The organism is Streptomyces sp. NBC_00358 (genome assembly GCF_036099295.1).
Taxonomy (GTDB): Bacteria; Actinomycetota; Actinomycetes; order Streptomycetales; family Streptomycetaceae; genus Streptomyces.
On the sequence record NZ_CP107976.1, the window covers coordinates 4568230 to 4589603 of the forward strand.

Below are 21374 nucleotides of genomic sequence, written 5' to 3' on the forward strand. Positions count from 1 at the left end.
CAGGCGTGCCGTGTGGTCCGCCGCCCTCAACGGCGTCTGCGCAGCGCCCGGGACACCACGATCGCCGAGGCCAGCGCCAGGGCCGCCGCGGGGGCCGCCCAGCGCAGGGTGGCGCGGGCGGCGGTGGCCTCCGGGGGCGGCACGGGGGCGTAGCGGCCGCGCGGCGGCGCGTGGTCGACCTCCTCCGCGCTGCGTCCGATCATCGTCCGGCGCGCGTGGGCCGCCTCGGCCATCGCGTCCGAACGCCCCGGCCCCCCGACCTCCGCCACGAAGTCCTCCTCGTCGAACTCCTCGCCGGCGGACGAGGACCCGCCCGAAGACGGCACGCCCCCCTCAAAGAGCGGCCCCACCTCGCCCCCGTCCCCGACCTCGGCTTCGGGCCCGACCTCGGCTTCAACCTCGGCCCCGGCTTCGGTTGCGGCCCCGGCTTCGGGCCCGGCTCCACCTTCGGCCCCGGCTTCGGGCCCGACCTCGGCTTCAACCTCGGCCCCGGCTTCGGGCACGGCTTCGCCTTCGGCCTTGGTCCCGGCTTCGCCTTCGGCTCCGGCTTCCGGTTCGGCACCGGATGCGGAGTTGGCTTCCTGTCCGGGCCCGGACAGGGCTCCGGCTCCGGTCTCAGGTGCGGCTCCCGCCTCGGATCCTCCGTCAGGTTCGGATTCCGGTTCGGTGCCGGATACGGCTTCGGCGTCTGTTCCGGCTTCCGGACCGGTGCCGGATACGGCTTCCGGGCCGGGCACGGACGCGGACGCGGCTACGGCGTCGGCTCCAGCTTCCTGTCCCGGCCCGGACAGGGCTCCGGCTTCGGCGCCGGATGCGGGTCCGGCGTCGGTTTCGGCTTCCGGGCCGGGTACGGACGCGGCTCCGGGCTCAGCCTTGGGTCCTGGCTCGGGTCCAGTTTCCGGTTCGGGGCCGGACGTGGAGTCCGTTCGTGTCGCGAGGTCTGTGGCCAGGGATTCCGCGAAGCGGGTCAGCAGGCGCCGGCCCGCCGAGGACACCGCGTCGTGCGGGAGTTCGGCCACGCGGCCGTCAGCGGAGGCCGTGCCGCCGAACGCGAGGGTGGTACCGCCTTCGGCGGGCAGGAGCCGCAGGGTCAGCGCCAGTTTCACGGCGCCCCCGCCGCGCGCCTCCGTGGCGTCGCCCTCGACGGCGTACGAGTCGTCACCCTGGGCGGTGACGCGAAACGCGCCGCGATAGGTGATCGTGTGCCCGGCGACGCGGACCTTCAGCCGCCCGGCGACCCGCGCGGCCCCCGCTTCCCGCTCGCCCCCCGCAGGGGAGGACGTCCTCGCGGCGTCCCGCCCGGCGGTGGAGGCGGACGGCCCGGTACCGGGGACGGCGAGACCGGTACCGGAGACGGGCGGCGAACCCGTGTCCGTGTCCGGTGCGCTGTCGGAGACGGCCGACGCGTCCTGCTGGAGACCCGGGATCGCGCGGGCGACCCGGACGGGATCGGCCAGCGCCTCCCTCAGCCGCCCGGCCGGAAACGGAACGAACACCTCATGCTCCATGTCAGCCGAGCCTACCCAGCACGACCCGGAGCGCACTCGCGTATCCCGGGATTCCCGCGCCTCCACCTCAGTCGGTGTACCGCGGATGCACCAGCGTGGAAGGCGGGAGGGGGCGGAGGAAGCGGCTGCGGTAGGCGGCGCGCGCGTCCGCCGTGAGGGCCGCCTGGGTGAGGGTGCGCAGCCGCGGGCAGGAGATGTCCAGCCGCAGGGGGGCGGGCGTACGCGAGGCCAGGATGAAACCCCAGTCGCCCGCGGCGCCCCCGGAACCCCCCGAACCCCGTGCGTCGCCGGACCCGGCGGTGCCGCCTGCCCCGCGGTCGGGTCCGGCCGCGAAGCCCGGGTCCCGGCCGCCGACACGGTAGGGCCTGGTGAACAGCCCGGCCGCGCGGATCGTCGCGTCGACCGTCCAGAAGGCCCGGTGCCGGTCGGCCAGCGGGCCGGCGTGGACCACGAGGCGCCCGCCGGGGGCGAGCACGCGGCGGGCGAGGCCGTAGAACTCCTGCGAGTACAGCTTGGTGCTGGCGGTGAGGTCCGGATCGGGCAGGTCCGAGACGACGACGTCGTACGTCGAGCGGACCTCGCGCAGACGGCTGAAGACGTCCGCCGTCACCTCGTGCACCCGGGCGTCGTCGTACACATGGCGGTTGAGGGCGGACAGCGCGGCGTCGTGGCGTGCCAGCCGGACGACGTCCGCGTCGGGTTCGACGATGTCGACGCGGCGCACCCCGGAGTGGCGCAGCACTTCGCGGGCGGCGAGTCCGTCACCGCCGCCGAGGATGAGCACGCGCGCGTGCGGGCCGTTCATCGCGGGGTGCACGAGGGCCTCGTGGTAGCGGTGCTCGTCACGGCCGCTGACCCGCAGACGGCCGTCGAGGAAGAGGCGGAGCGGACGGCCGCGGGTGCCGCCGGTGAGGACGACCTCCTGGACGCCGGTGCGGAGCGCGACGCGTACGTCCGTCCCGTACAGGGCGTGCCGCGCGGCCCGTTCGAAGTCGTCGACCAGCATCGCGGCCGAGGCGAGGAGGCCGAGCACGACGACGTTGGCGACGACCAGGGTCCAGCGTGCGCGGCGGGTCAGGTCCCCCCGGAACAGGCCGAGCACGAGGGCCCCGCCGGCGACCGCGTTCACCGTTCCGGTGAGCAGCGCTCCCGTGAGCTGGCCCAGCAGGGGCAGCAGCAGGAACGGGAAGGCGAGGCCTCCGACGAGGGCGCCCACGTAGTCCGCGGCGAAGAGGTCCGCCACCGCGCCGCCGGGATCCTGGCGGCGGATGCGCTGTATCAGCTCCATGAGGAGGGGGACTTCGGCGCCGATGAGCAGGCCGATGGCGAGCGAGAAGGCCACCAGGAGGCAGCGGGGCCCGTCCGCCCACAGGCCGCCCCACGCGCCGGTCCAGGCGAACACCGCGTACAGGCCCATCGCGCTGCATCCGCCGACCAGCGCGAGCGCCGCCTCGACGGCGCCGAAACCGGCCGCGGCGCGCGGGCGCAGCCGCTTCGCGGCCAGCGAGCCGACCCCCATGGCGAAGACCATGACGGAGAGCACCACGGAGGCCTGGGTGACCGAGTCGCCGATCAAGTACGAGGCGAGGGCGACGAGTTCGAGTTCGTACACGAGTCCGCACGCCGCGCAGACGAACACCCCCGCCAGGACGAGGAACCTGCCGACGCCCGGCCGGACGGGCAGCCGCGCCTGGCCCTGGACGCCCCAGGGCGGCGGCACGCCGGGGGGAGCTGGCGCGTGCGGTTCGATCACGTCGTGAACGCTACGTCACGTCGCCACTACGTCTCGTCACCCACACGTGTGGAAACCGTTGCTCTTCCTGGCGCACGGAGTTGACCTGGGCATCTTCCCGGCCCCACGGCGCGCGAACCCCACATCCGCGCCTACCGGGTCCCACCGCTCGTCCGCCCCCCGGCGCCGGAGGCACTGAGGGCGTTCGTGCGTACGCCGACCCGCGTACGCGTCGCGACCAACTGGCCGTCCTGCGGATACGCATGCCACGTACGCCAATGGACCTGGCCCTCGTGGTACTGGGCGAGCATCGCGGTGAAGGCGTGCGGGCTGCCGGGGAAGATGCCGGCGAGACCCTGCGGATGGTCGGCGACCAGGGCCAGCAACTCCTGGGCGCGGCCCGCGAAGGAACCCGGCGACAGGATCTCGACGCGGGCCGCGAACTCGTACTCCCAGTCGTCGAACCGCTTCGCGACGCCGAGTGGCAGGGGTGTGCTGCTGCCGGCGATGCACGCGACGGTCTCCGAGCAACTGCCCCGCTCCTCCTCCAGAAGCACCTGGTGGGATGCGCCGAGCAGTCTCAACTGGAGTTTCGCTCCGGCGAGTTCGAGGTCGAGGGTGGCGAGGGCCGGCAGCGGTTCGCGGCCCAGGGTCCAGGCGAGATCGGCCGCGCGCGTGTCGGTGTACGAGGTTTTCAGGGTCGTGAGCATGGGTCGGCTCCGCTAGCACGCAAAGGTGAGGTGGGGTTCCGGCGCACCCGGTCAACACCGGGGGAACGGCCCGGTCAGCCCGGCCGGAAGGGCATCCGAAGGACGCGTCCGATAGGACCATCCGATGGACTTCCGAGGCCTGTCGGCCCAGGGCTGTCTGGTGCTGTACCAGGGCTGCTTTGGTGGTTTAGAGGGAATCATGAACTGTGGTGCCGCCACAGCGTTTTTACCCAACTTCGTGCGGTTTCCATCCCCCCGAGGGCTTCACAGCTCAACTGTTCAACAATGGCGTGCGCCCGGCGTACGGACGTGCCCGTCGGCATTCGTCGGCCGACGGGCACGTCCGTACGCCGGACGCGTTTTCCGCAGGGAGCTCAGCTGCCCCGTGTCAGCTGCCTCCGCCGCAGCCGCCCCCGCCGCACGAGGACCCGCCGCACGAGGACCCGCCTCCGCAGGACGAGCCTCCGCACGACGAGTGCCCCCCGCAGGAGTGACCCCCGCCTCCCCCGTGGTGCCCGCCCGACGAGCCGCCGGACGAACCGCACGAAGACGCGCCGTCCGCCCCGCCGGCCCACCAGCTTCCGGCACCGCCACCGCTGTTCCTGGAGCGGCGCCATCCCTTCCTGGCCCCGACGACGGCCCTCATGACGACAACGAGCACAACGACCGCCAGGATGATGCCGATGACCATGGCGTCACCCTCCTTCCGTTCCCCCGAAGCGGCCCCCCGTGGGCCGTTCTTCCCGTTTCCGGTGCTGCGTGACTGGGGGATGCCCGCACGCTCCACGGCGCAAAGCAGAGTTGAGGAACTCCAGAGCTTGGGCGCAGGATGGCCGGCATGACCTCCAGCGCGCGCCCCTTTCTGAACCGCCGGCTCGCCGAGTTCGGGACGACGATCTTCGCCGAGATGTCCGCTCTCGCGATGAGCACCGGCTCGATCAACCTCGGACAGGGCTTCCCGGACACGGACGGTCCCGAGGAGATCCGGGAGGCGGCCGTCCGCGCGCTGCGGGACGGACGCGGCAACCAGTACCCGCCGGGTCCGGGCGTCCCCGAGCTGCGCGCCGCGATCGCGGCGCACCACAAACGCCACTACGGACTGTCGTACGACCCCGACACCGAGGTCCTGGTGACGGCGGGCGCCACCGAGGCCATCGCCGCCGCCCTGCTCGCGCTCCTGGAGCCCGGCGACGAGGTGATCGCCCTGGAGCCGTACTACGACTCGTACGCGGCCTCCATCGCCATGGCGGGTGGGACCCGCGTGCCCGTGACCCTGCGCCCCGACGAAGGCGGAGATGGCGAGGGCGGCCACCGGCGCTTCCGGCTCGACCTCGACGAACTGCGCGACGCGGTCACCGGGCGGACCCGGCTGCTGCTGCTCAACACCCCGCACAACCCGACCGGCACCGTCCTCACCCGCGCGGAGCTGACGGAGATCGCGCGGATCGCCGTGGAGCGGGATCTGCTCGTGGTGACGGACGAGGTCTACGAACACCTCGTCTTCGACGACGCCGAGCACGTACCGCTGGCCGGCCTGCCGGGGATGCGCGAGCGGACGGTCACCATCGGCAGCGCGGGCAAGACGTTCTCGTTCACCGGCTGGAAGGTGGGCTGGGTGACCGCGCCGCCGGCCCTGGTCGGCGCCGTACGGTCGGCGAAGCAGTTCCTGACCTACGTGGCGTCGGGGCCGTTCCAGTACGCCGTCGCCGAGGCGCTCGCGCTGCCGGACGCGTACTTCGAGACCTTCCGCGCGGACATGCTGCGCAAGCGGGACCTGCTGGCGGCGGGCCTCACCGAGGCGGGCTTCGCGGTCTTCCGGCCGCAGGGCACGTACTTCATCACCACCGACATCCGCCCCCTCGGCGAGAGCGACGGCTTCGCCTTCTGCCGCGCCCTGCCCGAACGCGCCGGGGTCGTGGCCATCCCGAACGCCGTCTTCTACGACCACCGCGAACAGGGCGCGCCTTTCGTACGGTTCGCCTTCTGCAAACGCGTCGAGGTCCTCGCGGACGCGGCGGAACGGCTCCGCAAGGCATTCGCTCACTGACCGGCGCCGAACAGGCCGGTCGCCGTCCTCCTTCAGTGCAGCGTCCAGGCCCCGGCCACGAGAACGGTGAGGACGAGCAGGCCGGGGCCCGGAGGGAAGCCCCGGCCGCGCGGGGAGACGTGCTCGGTGGGCCGCAGTTCCGGGTGCGCGCGGAGCGCGGTGACCTCCTCGACCATGCGGAGGTAGGAGGGGTGAAGGCCGAGCAGGCGTTCCGCCCTCGGCACTCCCAGACCCGGCAGGCACCAGACGCCGCCGTCCCGCATTCCTATCTCCACGCTCCCTTCCTTCGTATAGCGGACCGACCGCAGCGATTCCCAGGGCACCTGCCGCACCCTCCACCCCCCTGACAGCCACAGCCCCGAACTGTCCGCTGTGACACGCCAGTTGAGCAGCTCGGCGGCGGACCGGCCCCATGCCACGAGGCCGAACAGGATGGCCGCGTGCCAGTCGATCCCATCCGTCACCAGTGAGCGGGTGACGGAAGCGACGACCGCCATCACGCACAGGGCCGAGACGGCACCACCGGCGCGCGCCAGGGCGCTGGGGCCCCAGCGCAGCGGGCGGCCCGTCGTGATCAGCGTCGCGGGAACGCGGTCCGGCGCGGGCGGGCCCTGCGGCTCCGAGTCCGGGTCCGCGGAGGCGGTGTACGAGTTCCCTCCAGTGGCGAGTGCCGGCTGCTCGCCGGGACGAGGCAGCCGTAGGTGAGCGGCCGTCCGCAGGACGACGGGCCGGTTGTCCGGGCCCGTCGTCACCAGGACCAGCTCTGCTCCCTCGTACGCCGATCCGAACATGACGGCCTCGCGCGGCCCGGTGCCGGCGGCGAACGGTTCCCCTCCGTCCGCTTCCCCGGCATGGCGCGCCGTCCCGTGCTCCCGTTTGCGCGGATGCCCGCGCTCGCCCCCACGCTCGTGTTCCTCCGCGTGGGACCGCTCCGGGACGAATCCGCCGACGAGAACAGGCGCACGGCCTGTCGTGTCGTCGCCTGCGTGGATCCAGGTCCTCCCCGCACCGTCCATGCGTTCCAGCACGCGCAGGACCGGAACCGGCGTACGGCGCAGCGCGGCGGCCCGGCGGCGGGCGAGAAGGCCGGTGGCGAGCAGGGAGAGACCCGGCAGGCCGACCGCCAGAGCCGCCAGTTGCCAGCCGACGGCGTCGTACGGCTCGGCCGACAGCCGCCGCCACGCCCCGTCCTCCAGCACGGTCACGGCGCCGCCGACGCGGTAGTCCTCCGGATAGAACGAATCGAGCGTGAGGCGCCGCGCGTCGTCGGTGCGCACCCGAACCGACTCGTCGTCCCGGCCGATCACCGTCGCCACGATCCGCACGGCACGATCCGTGTGGTGCCGGTCGGCGCGGATGCCGGCGAATCCCTGAGCCAGGCAGAGGGCGGCCGCCCCGAGAAGCAGCAGCCCCGCCGCGATCGGGATGGTTCCGCGCCGCAGCGGGCCCGGCGGCCCTGGCAGCGGGTGCCGCACGCCCGCGGCGCTCTCCGACAGGGCGCGCTGCCGACGGCGGGCGGCGATCCGTTCGAGGGCGGCGGCCCATCCGAACGCCAGGGCGACGAGCACGCAGACGTTCGCGGCCAGGGAGTTCGGCTCCGCGCCCCACAGTTCCACGCTCGCCACGACAGCCGCCAGGGCGGGTGCGGCGATCAGCGTCATCTCCGGCAGCCGGGCGAGCCAGTACACGAGTCCGGCGGCCAGACCCCATTCCGCCATGCCCACCCAGTCCGTGCCGCAGGGCGCGGCATCGCCGCACGCCGGGTCCGGCGAGGCCGCGATCGCCCACACCACGGTGATCAGCAGCGCCGCGATCGACCACAGGGGCCGCGCCCAGGGCGCGCTGCGGGCGCGCGACCACCGGGCTGCGTCCTCGGCGGACCAGACGCGCGCGCCCGCGGGAACGGAGCGGGCCGGAATCGGGGCGGGGGACGGGCCGGAGGCCGGAATCGGGGCCGGCGTCGGGGCGGGGACCGGAGCAGGGCCCGGGACGGGGTTCGGGGCCGGTATCGGGGCAGGGGTCTCGGACACGCGAGGATTATGCGGTACGGCCACCCGCTCGCCATTGCCGGTGCACGGCAATGTTCCGGCGCCCGAACCGCACGGCGCCGGCAGCTCAGGAGAACCGGAGGCCGAGGCCGGAACCGGCGCGGGAACCGGCGCGGGAACCGAACCGGCGCCGGAAGCGGGGAACGCGCGCGGCGGGGCCGTTTAACACCGGTGCCACCCCGTGTGCGGGCGGCGCGCCGGGACCCTTGGAACGAAACCCGCACGGACGCCCAAAGCTCGCGAATACCCCGTAGGGAACGCACAGTTCGGGTGTGACCCAGCCGAGTACCCTCGCTCGCCCCGCTCTCAGGGAGCCCGGCGACCGTGTCGTCCGTCCGTCCCGCGCCGTACGCAGTCTGCCGTCCGCCGCGATCACGGCGCTCGGGCTGTTCGCCGCCGTGCGCCTGGCCGGCCTCCTCGTGCTGGCCGGAACCGCCTGGGCCACCGGCAACCACCCGGTCGCCCTGCTCGCACGGTCCTGGGACTCGGCCTGGTACCTGGGGATCGCCGCGCACGGCTACGGCCGGACACTCCACTTCCATCCCACGGTCGTGCACAGCGACCTCGCGTTCTTCCCGCTCTACCCGGCCCTCGTACGGGCCGTCACCACGCTGACCCCGTTGACCGGGGGCTCGGCGGGCCTGCTGGTCTCCTGGCTCGCGACGGCGGCCGCCGTGTGCGGGGTGTACGCGATCGGGGCCCGCCTGTACGGCCGGGCGGTCGGTACCGCGCTGGTGCTGCTGTGGGGTCTGCTGCCGCACTCGGTGGTGCTGTCGATGGCGTACACGGAGCCCGTGCTGACGGCGTTCGCCGCCTGGTCGCTGTACGCGGTGCTCGACCGGCGCTGGCTGTGGGCGGGCTCGCTGGCCGCGCTCGCGGGGCTGTCCAGGCCGAACGGCTTCGCGGTGGCCGCGGCGGTCCTCGCGGCGGCGGCGCACGAGCTGTGGCGGAGCCGCGGAAAAGTTTCCCACAGGCTGTGGACGGGCGCCGCGCTCGCGCCGGTCGGCTGGGGCGGCTACGTGCTGTGGGTGGGGCACCGCGAGGGCGACTGGCTCGGCGGCTACTTCCAGGTGCAGCGGCTGTGGGGCTCGCGCTTCGACTTCGGGGCAGGGTCGCTCCATTTCGTGAAGCACCTGCTGCTGCGCGGGGACCGGTTCGTGTTTCCCATGACGATGGTGATCGTCGCGGCGGCCGTGCTGCTGTGCGCGCTGCTGATCGCGGACCGGGCGCCCATGCCGCTGCTGGTCTACAGCGGCCTCCTGCTGGTGATCGCGCTGGGCGGCTCGGGGTTCTTCGAGTCGAAGCCGCGCTTCCTGCTGCCGGCGTTCCCGCTGCTGCTGCCGCTGGCCCGCGCCCTGGTGCGGACGGCGAGAGCCCGCCCCTGGCACGCGACCCTGGTGGTCGGTGCCCTGGCCGGGCTCTCGTTCGCCTACGGCGCGTATCTGGTCGTGATCGCGCACACCCCGCTCTAGGAGCTGTCCCAGGGGCCGGTGCACGCCGTGCGGAGCGCCGCCGCGCGGACGGGCCTACTCGTCTTCGGCTTCGCCGTCGTCCTCGGGCTTCTCCGCCTCGTTGATCTCCTGCTCCAGGCCGAGCTGCTCGACGAGCCACTTGTCGAACTCGATGGCGGCGCGCACCCAGCTCACCGTGGAGGACACGAAGTGCTCCAGGCTGACGCCGGTGCCGATCAGCATCTGCGCCTCGCCGATCAGGCGGACGGTGCCGTCGTCGTGGGTGTGGCTGTAGACCTTGGGCCACAGGGTGCGGCGGTTCCAGTCGTCGATCGACTCAAGAAGCGCGTGCTTCTCGTCGAGCTGGTGCGGCCGGTCGTAGAACGTCCGCACCGAGAAGACCTGCTGGTCACCCTCGCCGCGGAACATGAAGTAGGTGCGGAACTCCTCCCACGGCGCCGCGAGGTCACCCTCGTCGTCGACGACGTACTTCAGCTCCATCTGTTCGAGGAGCTGCTTCACGAGGTCCTGATCCGGGACCACGGGGCCCGCGGGGCCGCCGGACTGCGGCTCGGGCTGGCCCCCGAAGTTCGGAATCGAGGACGGGTCGATGCTCACCGTGTATTTCCCTTCGTACGGATGGTGCCATCCTCCCCCATCCGGGGCGGGGAGCGGCAACCCCTGACGGGGCCTGTCCGCCGGTGGCTGACAAGATCCGGTCATCCACGGGTCCCGGGCCCGGCGGGGAGGGTCCGCGCGGGCACGCCGGGAGTCGCCCGCACAGCGGCCCCGTGAACACACGAAGAACCCGCGGCGGGTGCGCCACGGGTCCTTCGCCCGCCGGGTTCCGGTAGGAGAGATACCGGTACGGGGTTCGGGTAGGGGGTTCCGGTACGGGGTTCGGGTATCCCCCGACCGGCTAGAGCGTCTTGCCCGTCGCCGGGCCCACGATCAGGCCGTCGCCGAAGGCGTCCACACGGACCGTGTCGCCGTCCTTGACCTCGCCCGCCAGGATCTCCTTGGCCAGCCGGTCGCCGATGGCGGTCTGGACGAGGCGCCGCAGCGGGCGCGCTCCGTACGCCGGATCGTTGCCCTCCTCGGCCAGCCAGGCCAGTGCCGCGTCGGTGACCTCCAGGGTGAGCCGGCGCTCGGCCAGCCGCTTCGCCAGGCGGTCGATCTGGAGCCGGGCGATGCGCTCCAGCTCCGCCCGGTCGAGCGCGGAGAAGACGACGAGGTCGTCCAGCCGGTTCAGGAACTCCGGCTTGAAGGAGGCGCGGACGACGTCCAGAACCTGTCGCTTCCTGTCCTCCTCGGAGGACAGCGGATCGGCGAGGCTCTGCCCGCCGAGGAACTGGCTGCCCAGGTTCGAGGTGAGGATCAGGATGGTGTTGCGGAAGTCGACCGTCCGCCCCTGACCGTCCGTCAGGCGCCCGTCGTCCAGCACCTGGAGCAGGATGTCGAAGACCTCGGGGTGCGCCTTCTCCACCTCGTCGAGCAGGATCACGCTGTACGGGCGGCGGCGCACCGCCTCGGTGAGCTGGCCGCCCTCCTCGTAGCCGATGTACCCGGGCGGCGCGCCGACCAGCCGCGCCACGCTGTGCTTCTCGCCGTACTCCGACATGTCGATGCGGACCATCGCCCGCTCGTCGTCGAAGAGGAAGTCCGCGAGGGCCTTGGCCAGTTCGGTCTTGCCGACACCCGTCGGGCCGAGGAAGAGGAACGAGCCGGTGGGCCGGTCCGGGTCGGCGATACCGGCCCGGGTGCGCCGCACGGCGTCGGACACCGCCCCCACGGCCTCGGTCTGGCCGATCAGCCGACGGCCCAACTCCTCCTCCATGCGCAGGAGTTTCTGCGTCTCGCCCTCCAGGAGACGGCCGGCCGGGATGCCGGTCCAGGCGCCGACGACGTCCGCGATGTCGTCCGGCCCGACCTCCTCCTTGACCATGGTGTCCTTGCCGGCCTCCTCCTCGGCCTGCGACGCTTCCTCCAAGTCCCTCTCCAGGGTGGGGATCTCGCCGTACAACAGCTTGGAGGCGGTGTCGAAGTCACCGTCGCGCTGGGCGCGTTCGGCCTGGCCGCGCAGCTCGTCGAGCTTCTCCTTCAGCTCGCCGACGCGGTTCAGGGACTGCTTCTCCTTCTCCCAGCGGGCGGTGAGACCGCGCAGCTCCTCCTCCTTGTCGGCGAGGTCGCGGCGCAGCTTGTCCAGGCGCTCCCGGCTGGCGGCGTCGGTCTCCTTGCCGATCGCCAGCTCCTCCATCTTCAGCCGGTCGACGACCCGCTGGAGCTCGTCGATCTCGACCGGGGAGGAGTCGATCTCCATGCGCAGCCGTGAGGCCGCCTCGTCGACGAGGTCGATGGCCTTGTCGGGCAGGAAGCGCGAGGTGATGTAGCGGTCGGACAGGGAGGCGGCGGCCACCAGCGCCCTGTCGGCGATCTGGACCTTGTGGTGGGCCTCGTAGCGGCCCTTGAGCCCGCGCAGGATGGCGATGGTGTCCTCGACGGTGGGTTCGGCGACCAGCACCTGCTGGAAGCGCCGCTCAAGCGCCGGGTCCTTCTCGATCCGCTCGCGGTACTCGTCGAGGGTGGTGGCGCCGACCATGCGCAGCTCACCGCGCGCGAGCATGGGCTTGAGCATGTTGCCGGCGTCCATGGCGGAATCGCCGCCCGCGCCGGCCCCCACGACGGTGTGCAGCTCGTCGATGAACGTGATGACCTGCCCGTCGGAGTCCTTGATCTCCGCGAGCACGGTCTTCAGGCGCTCCTCGAACTCTCCCCGGTACTTCGCCCCGGCGACCATGGCGCCGAGGTCGAGCGAGACGAGCCGCTTGTTCTTGAGCGACTCGGGCACGTCGCCCTTCACGATCCGCTGCGCGAGCCCTTCGACGACGGCCGTCTTGCCGACGCCGGGCTCGCCGATGAGGACGGGGTTGTTCTTCGTGCGGCGGGACAGGACCTGCACCACCCGGCGGATCTCGTGGTCCCTGCCGATGACGGGGTCGAGCTTGCCCTCACGCGCCGCGGCGGTGAAGTCCGTACCGAATTTTTCGAGTGCCTTGTACTGGCCCTCGGGATCCGGGGTCGTCACCCGGCGCCCTCCCCTGGTCTTCTGGAACGCGTCCAGCAGCTTCTTCGCACTGGCGCCCTGCTGGGAGAGTACGTCGGCGATCGCACCGCCCTTCGCGGCGATCCCGATGAGCAGGTGCTCGGTGGAGATGAACTCGTCGCCGAGCTCCTTGGCCCGCTCGGCGGCGTCGGCGATGACGGCGAGCACCTCGCGGTTGGGCTGCGGGGGCGCGACGGTGGATCCGGTCACGCTGGGCAGGCTCGCGAGCACGCGCTCGGCGCCGGCCCGCACGGACGCCTGGTCGGCGTCCACGGCCGCCAGCAGATCGATGATGTTCTCGTTGTCCTGCCCCTCCAGCAGAGCGAGCAGCAGGTGGGCGGGGGTGAGGTCCGGGTGCCCCTCCTTCACGGCGCGGCTGCTCGCCGCGTTGATCGCGTCCCGGCTCCTGTTGGTCAGCTCGGCGTCCACGTTCGCGTTCTCCTCCTCCTGATGTTCCTGACCGTTTCCTGACTCGGCCAACGTACACAAAGTTGAGTCTATTCCACTCAAGGCTGCAAGGGGAGGGAAATGGACACCGGTGAGGCGTAGATTCGGGCCTCATGGCTTCCTATCCGGTGGACTCGCGGCAGCCCGACGCCGCCTACCTGAGCTTCTGGCGCGAGCGCCATCTGTGCACCCTGACCACCCTCCGGCCCGACGGCAGCCCGCACGTGGTGCCCGTCGGGGTTACATACGACCCCGAGGCCGGTCTCGCTCGGATCATCACCAACAAGTCCAGCGCGAAGGTCGGCCACGTGCTCGCGGCGGGGCCGGGCGGGGCGCGCGCGGCGGTCTGCCAGGTGGACGGCCCGCGCTGGGCGACCCTGGAGGGGCGGGCCCGGGTCTCCACGGACCCGGCACGGGTCGCGGAGGCGGTTCGGCGCTACGCGGAGCGCTACGAGCGCATGCCGTCGCCGAACCCGGCCCGCGTGGTGATCGAGATCGACCTCACGGCGGCGATGGGCCGCGGATGAGCCCGCGAACGCGCGACCCGCTGCCGGTTCCGGCCCCGGCCGGGAGGCGGGCGGACCCGGAGGTCCGCGCACAAACTGCAGCGGCGTCACCGTGTTCAGGTCACGGTGACGCCGCTGCGGGGGGAAGTACCTGCGCGATCTACTACGACGGGGGAATCGCGTCAGGCACTGCGGGGGGTGGCTGCGATGGTCTCGACGTCCGGGACGTCCGGTCCGGCCAACTGGTGGTCACGCTGGTCGAGGTTCACAAAGATCATTCCGTAGCGGATGGCGCACCGGACCGGCTGCGGCGCCCCCCGAGGCCGTCGCAGACACCGGTAGGCCCGTACGTCCTCGTCGTCGTCGCGGGTGACGACGACGGGCTCGCCGAACACGGTCACCATCAGCGAGTCACCGCTGTAGGGGATGGCGGTGGCCAGGTCGATGAAGTGCCAGCCGGATCGGTAGGCGGTGGCCATTTCTCGGCGGAAGGAACGGTCGTCGGGGGGAATGGTCATGCTTCTGCGCCCGCGGAGATGATCGTCCAGCCGCTGTCCCCGGGGACTGCCGCCGCCTCGACATCGGTCCAGCCGCTGTCCGCGGGCGTCGCCTCCGCACCGGTCCAGCCGCTGTCCGCCGCGCTCGCCTTCACGCTGGTCCAACCGCTGTCCAGGGCGACCCCCGTGCGGGCACCGCCGGCATCAAGACCCGAGCCCCCCAGGGCGCCGGACGCCACAGCGACAGAGAAGACTGCGGCAAGCACTGAACCAAGCAATCTCGCTCGCATAGTCGGCTTCGTCCTCACTTGATGGAATCTTCTCCCCCGTCGTCACAAGACGATGGCTCATTCAGGCACGTCAATGCCACAGGAGCGATGCATCATGTTCCTGCACGTTCAGGACCCTGGGGGGTGGAGATTTGACCACAAAGAACTCACAACCGACACATCCCCACGCTGTCACCACGTTGTGTGACGAAGGAGCACGCCTTTACGCCAGTGCGCTGCACTCCGGCCGCATCACTCGGGTCGAAGTGGAAACAGCCCCTTGCCTCTTGGAGTTCGCACTGCTTCATCCCGACCCCGACGACGAGAAGTGGCTGCGCCCGGTTCCGCCGTCCGTCGCGCTCGCCCAACGCCTGCAGCCCCTGGAACGGGAGATCCAGGAACGCCGACGGCTGGCGATCGAACTGACCGATTCCTTCGATCCGTTCATCGCGATCACCACCCAGAGCGCTGCGAGCATCCACGCGATCACCGTCCTGGAGGGGTTCGACCGGATCAACGCGGCACTCAATTCGGCCACCGCCGAGTGCCAGACGGAGATGCTGACGATCCAGCCGGGCGGCGGCCGGCCCGCCGACGCCCTCATGCAGGCACTGGAACGCGACAGACCGCTCACCGACCGCGGGGTGCGCATCCGCACGCTGTACCAGCACACCGCGCGGCACAGCCAGGGCACGCTCGCCTATGTGGAGCGCATATCCGGCGGCCGGATCCAGGTCCGCACGCTCGAGGAACTCATCGAGCGGCTGATCATCTTCGACCGGACCGTCGCCTTCATACCGGCCAGCGACGACCGGCGGGTCGCCCTCGAACTCCGCCACCCCGGCCTCGTGCTGTACCTGAGCAAGGTCTTCGAGCAGCTCTGGCAGCGCGCGGTCCCGCTCACCGAGGACGTCCCGAACGACGTCGGCCCCAACGGCATCACCGGCGTCCAGCGCTCCATCGCCAAACTGCTCATCGAGGGGCACGTGGACGAGGCCATCGCCCGCCGCCTGGGCATGAACGTCCGCACCTGCCGCGCGCACATCGCCAAGCTGGCCTCCGCCCTCGGCAGCGGAAGCCGGGCCCAACTCGGCTTCCTGATAGCCCAGTCGGGACTCCTGGACCAGCCCGAGGGAGGGGAGTGACCCGGGCCGGCTCCAGAGCTCCGGCCGCCTTCGCCCCGGCGGCGCAGGCCGGACACGGCCCGCCGTCCTCAACGGCCGGTCGGGGAACTCCGGTCAGGGACGACGGGGGCTCCCGACACGGCCTCCGCGACCGTGACCGTCTCCGCGACCGTGACCGCCTCCGGTCCGGGGGAACGCTGGGGCCCGTCCAGTCCCGCCTGGGCGATCCGCACGCCCAACTGCGTCCGGCTCGCCGCGCCCAGCGTCTCCGACAGCCGGGCGATGTGCGCCCGGCACGTCCGCACACTGATGCCCAGCCGTTCCGCGACGACCGCGTCCTGGTGCCCCTCGGCCAGCAGCGCCGCGATGGACCGCTCCCGGTGGGTGATCCCCTCGATGCCCGTCGAGGGCATGGGTGAGGTCAACGGGATTCCCAGCCGCCACAGCCGCTCGAAGACCGTCACCAGGTAGTCCACGAGCGCCGGGTGGCGAAGCTCCAGGGCGATCGTGCGGTCCGAGTTCGCGGGGATGAAGGCGACCGTGCGGTCGAAGAGGATGAGCCGTTCGACGACCTCGTCGAGCGTGCGGGCCTCCGCCGCGTCGCCCATCAACTCCATGTAGTTCAGCAGGCCTTGGCCGTGCCGGGCCACATGGGTGTACAGATCGCGCATGCGCACCCCGCGCCGGCGCATCTCCAGCGCCCGGTGCAGGCCCTCGACGAGTTCGTCCTCGCGCCGGATTCCGCCCGGCTGCACCGTCAGGACCTCCCGGGTGCACTCCTCGGTCGCCTTGTCCATGGCGGCGTGAATGCGCGGCAGCCCGTCGAGGACCCGGATCGCCACTCCTTCGGCCGGCGCGCGCACCCGGCCGCCGAGGCCCGCGTACCACTCGAAGGCGGACACCGCGTCGCCCATCCGCGCCTGACTCGCGCTGACTTCCTCGTACACGCCCCGCAGGAGCCGCGTCATGACCTCCTGGGGCGAGGTCGGCACCAGCCAGCCCATGTCGTCCGGATCGGGGTGCAGCAGCGCCAGTTCCAGCAGACAGGGCACCGACTCGGCGTCCTCCCGGGGAACCCGGCCACGCCGCACGGCCCGGGAGTACACCCGGTCGCCCGCGTCGCACAGTCGGTCAGCGCCGTGCGGATGCCTGTCCGTCCCGTGCCCGGCCATCTCCCACCCCTGGCTCCAGCTCCAACCCCTGGCGTGAGCCCCGCGTCAGGGCGTCCTCCGCAGCGCAACTATGCGCGGACGCGTCCGGCACCGCAACAAGGCTGTGCCGCCCACGGGCGTCCGTTCACCCCTTCTCATCCTCATAAATATCGACCTGCGCCGCCCTGGTTGCAACAAGCTGAACGGGGGTGCCACCCGGACGTCCGGCACATCGCGAACCGCCCGCACGGACACCCCGGCCGGCGTCACGACCTCGACCGGAAGACGCAACTACCCCTGATTTTTGGGGAGTTACGACTGTCACGCACGGCACGGCGAAGGCGGCGGCCGCGATACGCAGGCGGAAGCGGAAGCTACGACGGGCCGGCGGCCGTGACCGGAAGTTCACTCGGCCCGTAGATCGCGTGAGCGGCGCCCGTGACGAGGGCCCAGTAGCGGTCGCCGTACGACCAGTGCCACCACTCGGTCGGGTAGTTGACGAGGCCGGCGGCGGTCAGCGCGCCGGCCAGGAGCCGGCGATGGGCGCGCGCCGTCGCGGCGAGGCCGTCCGCGTCGGTGTAGCAGGCGCCGCCGCTCTCCTCGGGGTCCGCGTTCACGCGCGTGCCCATGTCCAGTTCCCGGCCGTCGGCGTCGACGAGGGTGAGGTCGACGGCGGCACCGGCGCTGTGCGGGGCGATCTCCGGCGGGGACACGAAGCGGCTCGTCGCGTCGCGCAGGCGTCCGGGGTCCCACCCGGGGTGTTCCGCGCGCAGTCCGGCGGCGTACCGGTCGAAGTAGAGGCGCTGCAACGACGGCGGCCGGTAACCCTCGACGAACAGCAGCCGCACGCCGTCCGGCAGCAGGTCCCCCGCCGCCACGAGCCGGTCCAGCACCCCTTGGCGCAGATGCGCGTACGCCCCGGTGGCGTCGCTTCTGCGGGCGTCGACGGGGAAGGGCTCCCTCGTCCGTACGTCGAGGAGCGGCTCGCCGCAGTCCACGACGGGTATGGCGGCGATCTTCGGGTCGGACATCAGCACGATCCTGGGCATGAGCCGATCATGCCCGACCGGCCTGTACGGGCCCAGGGCGCGCCGCGGACGCCGGGTGCGCGTGGAGGCCGGGGCCGACGGGTCCTGTGCCGCCGAACGGCCGCACAGCTCCCCTCAGGGGCCTCCTGTGCCGCCGGCCGGCCCGAGGCCCACGGGGAAACCCCATCGTCCCGGCACCGGGACGATGGGGGGAACGGCTCTACTTGATGCCGAGCGAGGCGCACGCCGACCGGTAGGGAGCCGTGCAGATCTCCTTGGCGGTGTAGATGCTGTCCTGGATGACCGTGTTCCTGATGTTGTCCGTGGTGAGGGCCACCACGGGCACGAGCTGGGCCGGGATGTTCTTGTTCGAGGGGCTGTCGACCTTGTCGCGGGTGAGCGCGTCGAACTCGATCGAGCGGCCCTGGACCCGGGCGACCGCCATCTCGGCGGCGGCGCTGGCCTCCTGCGGGTACGACTTGTAAACGCTCATGTACTGGTCGCCCTTGATGATCCGCTGCACGGCGACGAGCTCGGAGTCCTGACCGGTGACCGGCGGAACCTTGGTGACGCCATCGGCCTTGAAGGCGTCGATGACCGCGCCCGCGATGCCGTCGTTGGCCGCGTAGACACCGGCGATGTTGCTCAGACCGATGTCATGGATGGCCTGCACCATGTTGGCCTTGGCGTTCTCCGGCTTCCAGTCCTTGGTGTTGTACTGGGCGGCGATGATCACCTTGTCCTCGAGCTCGGACTTGGCGCCCGCCTTGAACTGCGCGGCGTTGGGGTCGGTCAGCGACCCGTTCATCATGACGATCTTCTTCGACGCGGAGCCGGAGCCCAGGGCGCCGACCAGGGCCTTGGCCTGGGTCTCGCCGACCAGCTCGTTGTCGAACGAGATGTAGGCGTCGATCGGACCCTGCGCCAGACGGTCGTAGGCGATGACCGGGATACCGGCCTCCTTCGCCTTGCTCACGCCCTTCGCGATGGACACCGAGTCCACCGAGTCCACCAGGATCACGTCGACCTTGTCGTCCACCATCTGCTGGAGCTGGCGGAGCTGCTTGGCGGCGTCGGCCTCGGCGTTCTCGTAGACGACCTGGCCCTTGCCCTCGGTGAGCTTCTTGACCTGCTCCCGGATGATCGGGTAGTCGAACTTGTCGTAACGGGAGTTCTCCTTCTCGGGAAGGAGCAGGCCCACCTTGATGTCGTCGCCCTTCGTGGGGCTTGCCGAGGTGCCGCTCCCACCGAGTCCGACCAGGCCGCAGCCCGCGACGGAGACGGAGACGGCGGCGGACGACGCCACGGCTATGACGGTACGGCGGAGGCCGGTGTTACGAGTGTTCACATCAGGTGCCTTCCGGGCGAGGTTGCAGCATTGCGACCCAGGTGGCTGAAAGCCAACGCGGCGATCACCTCAGCGTCAAGGAGTAACCACTTAACGAGATGGCAACGGCGTTTCGTGTTCCACAAGTGAACACGACGGGAAAAGACTACGCCCAACCTTCGAGCAATCCCCTCAGCTTCACCTTCCGTCATTCACTCCCGCGGCCAACTCCCGCTCCCGGGGGTCGTGATCGCCAACGGTTTTTAACCACCGTTGACGATCGGGCGGACCGGAGGAACGCCTGGACAGAGCCACCGGCACGACGCGCGCCCGCCCCACGGCCCCCGCGCCCGGCCCCGGGGCGGAGGATCCACCGCGCCGGGCCCGGCGGCCTCCGCCGTGACGAACCGCACACCGCTCAGCCATAAGCGGCATTTCGATCCGACCGCCGCATTCCCGGGCGCACCCGAAAGAACATCCCGGTCACTCATTCCAAAACGGTCAACGTCGCCATTCCGCTTGGACATCACATTCCGCACATTGCTTTCATCAAACGGACGGTCCAGGCAAACCTGACTTTCACCAACAAAGCAGTCCACCTCTCCCGCCACCGACGAGTTCAAGCCACCCGTGTCCACTTACGACCACTCGCGACCACTCGGGACAACGGGTGCTTCGGCCACGGGGGAGGGGGAGGCGAAGTGAGGTGAGCGCGTCCGGGCACGCGCAGGGGCCCGGAGGTCGATGACCTCCGGGCCCCTGTGGAGTCCGCGTCCTACTCGGGCGCCCGCTTGGGACGCCACACGACCAGCGCGCTGGTCTGCTGGACCTCCTGGTACGGGACCAGGTCCCGCCGGTAGGAGGCGTGCACGGCGGCCTCACGCTGCCGCATGGCGGCCGCGGCGCCGTCGAGGGCCGACTCCATCTCCGCGACACGGGACTGGAGCGCGGCCACCTGGTTCTCCAGTTCGATGATGCGCTTGATGCCGGCCAGGTTGATGCCCTCGTCCTGCGAAAGCTGCTGGACGGTGCGCAGCAGCTCGATGTCGCGGGCCGAGTAGCGGCGGCCCCGGCCCGCCGTACGGTCGGGAGAGACCAGACCGAGCCGGTCGTACTGACGCAGGGTCTGCGGGTGCAGTCCGGAGAGCTGGGCCGCCACCGAGATGACGTAGACCGGAGTCTCCTCCGTCAGTTCGTACGGGTTGCGTCGACGACCGGTCGTGTCCATGGCTCCGTCATGCTCCCTTCGCGGCCTGGAACAGCTCCGCCCGCGGGTCCTCACCCGCGGTCGCCTCGCGATACGCCTCCAGAGCGTCACGAGCCTTGCCGGACAGATCCTGGGGAACCGTCACTTCGACGGTGACCAGGAGGTCGCCCCGCGTGCCGTCCTTACGAACCGCGCCCCTGCCCCGGGCACGCATGGTGCGTCCGTTGGGGGTGCCCGGCGGCAGCTTCAGCGTCACCGGGGGGCCGCCCAGCGTCGGCACCTTGACCTCGCCGCCGAGTGCCGCCTCCGCGAAGGTGACGGGCACGGTGACGGTGAGGTTGTCCTCCTTGCGGCCGAAGACCGGGTGGGCGTCCACATGGACCGTGACGTACAGGTCGCCGGACGGGCCGCCCCGTTCGCCGGGCGCTCCCTTGCCGCGCAGCCGGATCCGCTGGTTGTCGCTGACACCCGCCGGGATCCGGACCTGCATGGTCCGGGACGACTTGGCACGTCCGCTGCCCTTGCAGATCTCGCAGGGGTTCTCCGAGATCAGTCCGCGGCCCTTGCAGTCCGGGCAGGGGTCAGTGAGCGAGAAGCCACCGCCCGAGCCGCGGGCGACCTGGCCGGTGCCGACGCACGTCGGGCACACACGCGGTGTGCCGTTCGCGTCGCCGGTGCCCGAACAGGCCTTGCAGGGCGCCTGCGAGGTCATGCGCAGCGGAACGGTCGCACCGTCCACCGCCTCCGTGAAGGAGAGGGTGACCTCGGTGTCGATGTCCTGGCCGCGCCGGGGCTGCGTACGGGTGCCCGTGGTGGCGCCGCCGCGGTTGAACAGACCTCCGAAGACATCCCCGATGCCACCGCCGAAGCCGCCGGCTCCTCCCGCTCCCTGGCCCTGGGCACCGCCTCCGAAGAGGTCACCCAGGTCGAAGTTGAAGTTGCCGCCGCCCGCGCCGGGACCCGGCCGGAAACCACCGTTGCCGAAGAGAGCGCGTGCCTCGTCGTACTCCTTGCGCTTCTTCGGGTCGCCGAGCACGTCGTTCGCCTCGGAGATCTCCTTGAAGCGCTCCTCGGCCTTGGCGTTGCCCTTGTTGGCGTCCGGGTGGAACTCGCGGGCGAGTTTCCGGTACGCCTTCTTGATCTCGGCCTCGGTGGCGTCCTTGGGGACGCCGAGGACCTTGTAGAAGTCCTTCTCGATGAAGTCCTTGGTGCTCATCCC

17 protein-coding genes are annotated in these 21374 nt (G+C 71.5%); 4 read left to right on the plus strand and 13 right to left on the minus strand.

The window, feature by feature from the left end:
- Positions 1–26 precede the first annotated feature (26 nt).
- The 3 genes from OHT01_RS19240 to OHT01_RS19250 form a co-directional block, all read right to left on the minus strand.
- Positions 27–1508 (minus strand): carbon monoxide dehydrogenase, encoded by a 1482-nt coding sequence (locus OHT01_RS19240; RefSeq protein ID WP_328554373.1) that lies wholly within the window; start codon positions 1506–1508, stop codon positions 27–29.
- Between the two features lie 67 nt (positions 1509–1575).
- Positions 1576–3261, minus strand: a complete 1686-nt coding sequence (locus OHT01_RS19245) for a polyamine aminopropyltransferase (protein ID WP_328554374.1) — start codon at positions 3259–3261, stop codon at positions 1576–1578.
- 131 nt (positions 3262–3392) lie between these two features.
- The gene (locus tag OHT01_RS19250; protein WP_328554375.1) at positions 3393–3950 is read right to left on the minus strand and encodes a DUF2617 family protein; all 558 of its coding nucleotides are present in this window, start codon (positions 3948–3950) and stop codon (positions 3393–3395) included.
- A gap of 829 nt (positions 3951–4779) precedes the next feature.
- Here OHT01_RS19250 and OHT01_RS19255 point away from each other — a divergent pair.
- Positions 4780–5997 carry a pyridoxal phosphate-dependent aminotransferase gene (locus OHT01_RS19255; RefSeq protein WP_328554376.1) on the plus strand — a complete coding sequence of 406 codons (1218 nt, stop codon included), beginning with the start codon at positions 4780–4782 and terminating at the stop codon, positions 5995–5997.
- 32 nt (positions 5998–6029) lie between these two features.
- On the opposite strand, the gene OHT01_RS19260 is transcribed toward OHT01_RS19255, so the two are convergent.
- On the minus strand, positions 6030–8027 hold the full coding sequence (locus OHT01_RS19260) for a hypothetical protein (RefSeq protein WP_328554377.1): 1998 nt from the start codon (positions 8025–8027) through the stop codon (positions 6030–6032).
- 290 nt (positions 8028–8317) lie between these two features.
- Between OHT01_RS19260 and OHT01_RS19265 the strand changes: the two genes are divergently transcribed.
- Entirely contained in the window at positions 8318–9517 is a 1200-nt protein-coding gene (locus tag OHT01_RS19265) for a glycosyltransferase family 39 protein (protein ID WP_328554378.1), read from the plus strand.
- A gap of 54 nt (positions 9518–9571) precedes the next feature.
- Here OHT01_RS19265 and OHT01_RS19270 read toward each other — a convergent pair whose 3' ends face one another.
- Entirely contained in the window at positions 9572–10114 is a 543-nt protein-coding gene (locus tag OHT01_RS19270; protein ID WP_328554379.1) for a YbjN domain-containing protein, read from the minus strand.
- Between the two features lie 301 nt (positions 10115–10415).
- A complete protein-coding gene (gene clpB, locus OHT01_RS19275) occupies positions 10416–13028 on the minus strand; it encodes an ATP-dependent chaperone ClpB (RefSeq protein WP_328558174.1) in 2613 nt (870 codons plus the stop codon).
- Between the two features lie 131 nt (positions 13029–13159).
- Here clpB and OHT01_RS19280 point away from each other — a divergent pair, with 131 nt between their 5' ends.
- Complete coding sequence (locus tag OHT01_RS19280) at positions 13160–13573, plus strand: pyridoxamine 5'-phosphate oxidase family protein (protein WP_328554380.1); 414 nt, start codon at positions 13160–13162, stop codon at positions 13571–13573.
- A gap of 161 nt (positions 13574–13734) precedes the next feature.
- On the opposite strand, the gene OHT01_RS19285 is transcribed toward OHT01_RS19280, so the two are convergent.
- Positions 13735–14070 (minus strand): hypothetical protein, encoded by a 336-nt coding sequence (locus OHT01_RS19285; protein WP_328554381.1) that lies wholly within the window; start codon positions 14068–14070, stop codon positions 13735–13737.
- Positions 14067–14288 carry a hypothetical protein gene (locus OHT01_RS19290; RefSeq protein ID WP_328554382.1) on the minus strand — a complete coding sequence of 74 codons (222 nt, stop codon included), beginning with the start codon at positions 14286–14288 and terminating at the stop codon, positions 14067–14069. Before OHT01_RS19290 ends, OHT01_RS19285 begins: the two co-directional genes overlap by 4 nt.
- 182 nt (positions 14289–14470) lie before the next feature.
- On the opposite strand from OHT01_RS19290, the gene OHT01_RS19295 reads away from it, so the two are divergent.
- A complete protein-coding gene (locus tag OHT01_RS19295) occupies positions 14471–15463 on the plus strand; it encodes a helix-turn-helix transcriptional regulator (RefSeq protein ID WP_328554383.1) in 993 nt (330 codons plus the stop codon).
- Positions 15464–15531: 68 nt separating this feature from the next.
- On the opposite strand, the gene OHT01_RS19300 is transcribed toward OHT01_RS19295, so the two are convergent.
- From OHT01_RS19300 to dnaJ, 5 genes are all read right to left on the minus strand, one after another.
- Positions 15532–16614 carry a helix-turn-helix transcriptional regulator gene (locus OHT01_RS19300; RefSeq protein ID WP_328554384.1) on the minus strand — a complete coding sequence of 361 codons (1083 nt, stop codon included), beginning with the start codon at positions 16612–16614 and terminating at the stop codon, positions 15532–15534.
- 353 nt (positions 16615–16967) lie between these two features.
- Positions 16968–17642 (minus strand): M15 family metallopeptidase, encoded by a 675-nt coding sequence (locus OHT01_RS19305; protein WP_328554385.1) that lies wholly within the window; start codon positions 17640–17642, stop codon positions 16968–16970.
- A gap of 199 nt (positions 17643–17841) precedes the next feature.
- The gene (locus OHT01_RS19310; RefSeq protein WP_328554386.1) at positions 17842–18969 is read right to left on the minus strand and encodes a substrate-binding domain-containing protein; all 1128 of its coding nucleotides are present in this window, start codon (positions 18967–18969) and stop codon (positions 17842–17844) included.
- 754 nt (positions 18970–19723) lie between these two features.
- Positions 19724–20176: a heat shock protein transcriptional repressor HspR gene (locus tag OHT01_RS19315; protein ID WP_328554387.1), complete on the minus strand. Its 453-nt coding sequence runs from the start codon at positions 20174–20176 to the stop codon at positions 19724–19726.
- Positions 20177–20183: 7 nt separating this feature from the next.
- Positions 20184–21371, minus strand: a complete 1188-nt coding sequence (gene dnaJ, locus OHT01_RS19320; protein ID WP_261706695.1) for a molecular chaperone DnaJ — start codon at positions 21369–21371, stop codon at positions 20184–20186.
- Positions 21372–21374 lie beyond the last annotated feature (3 nt).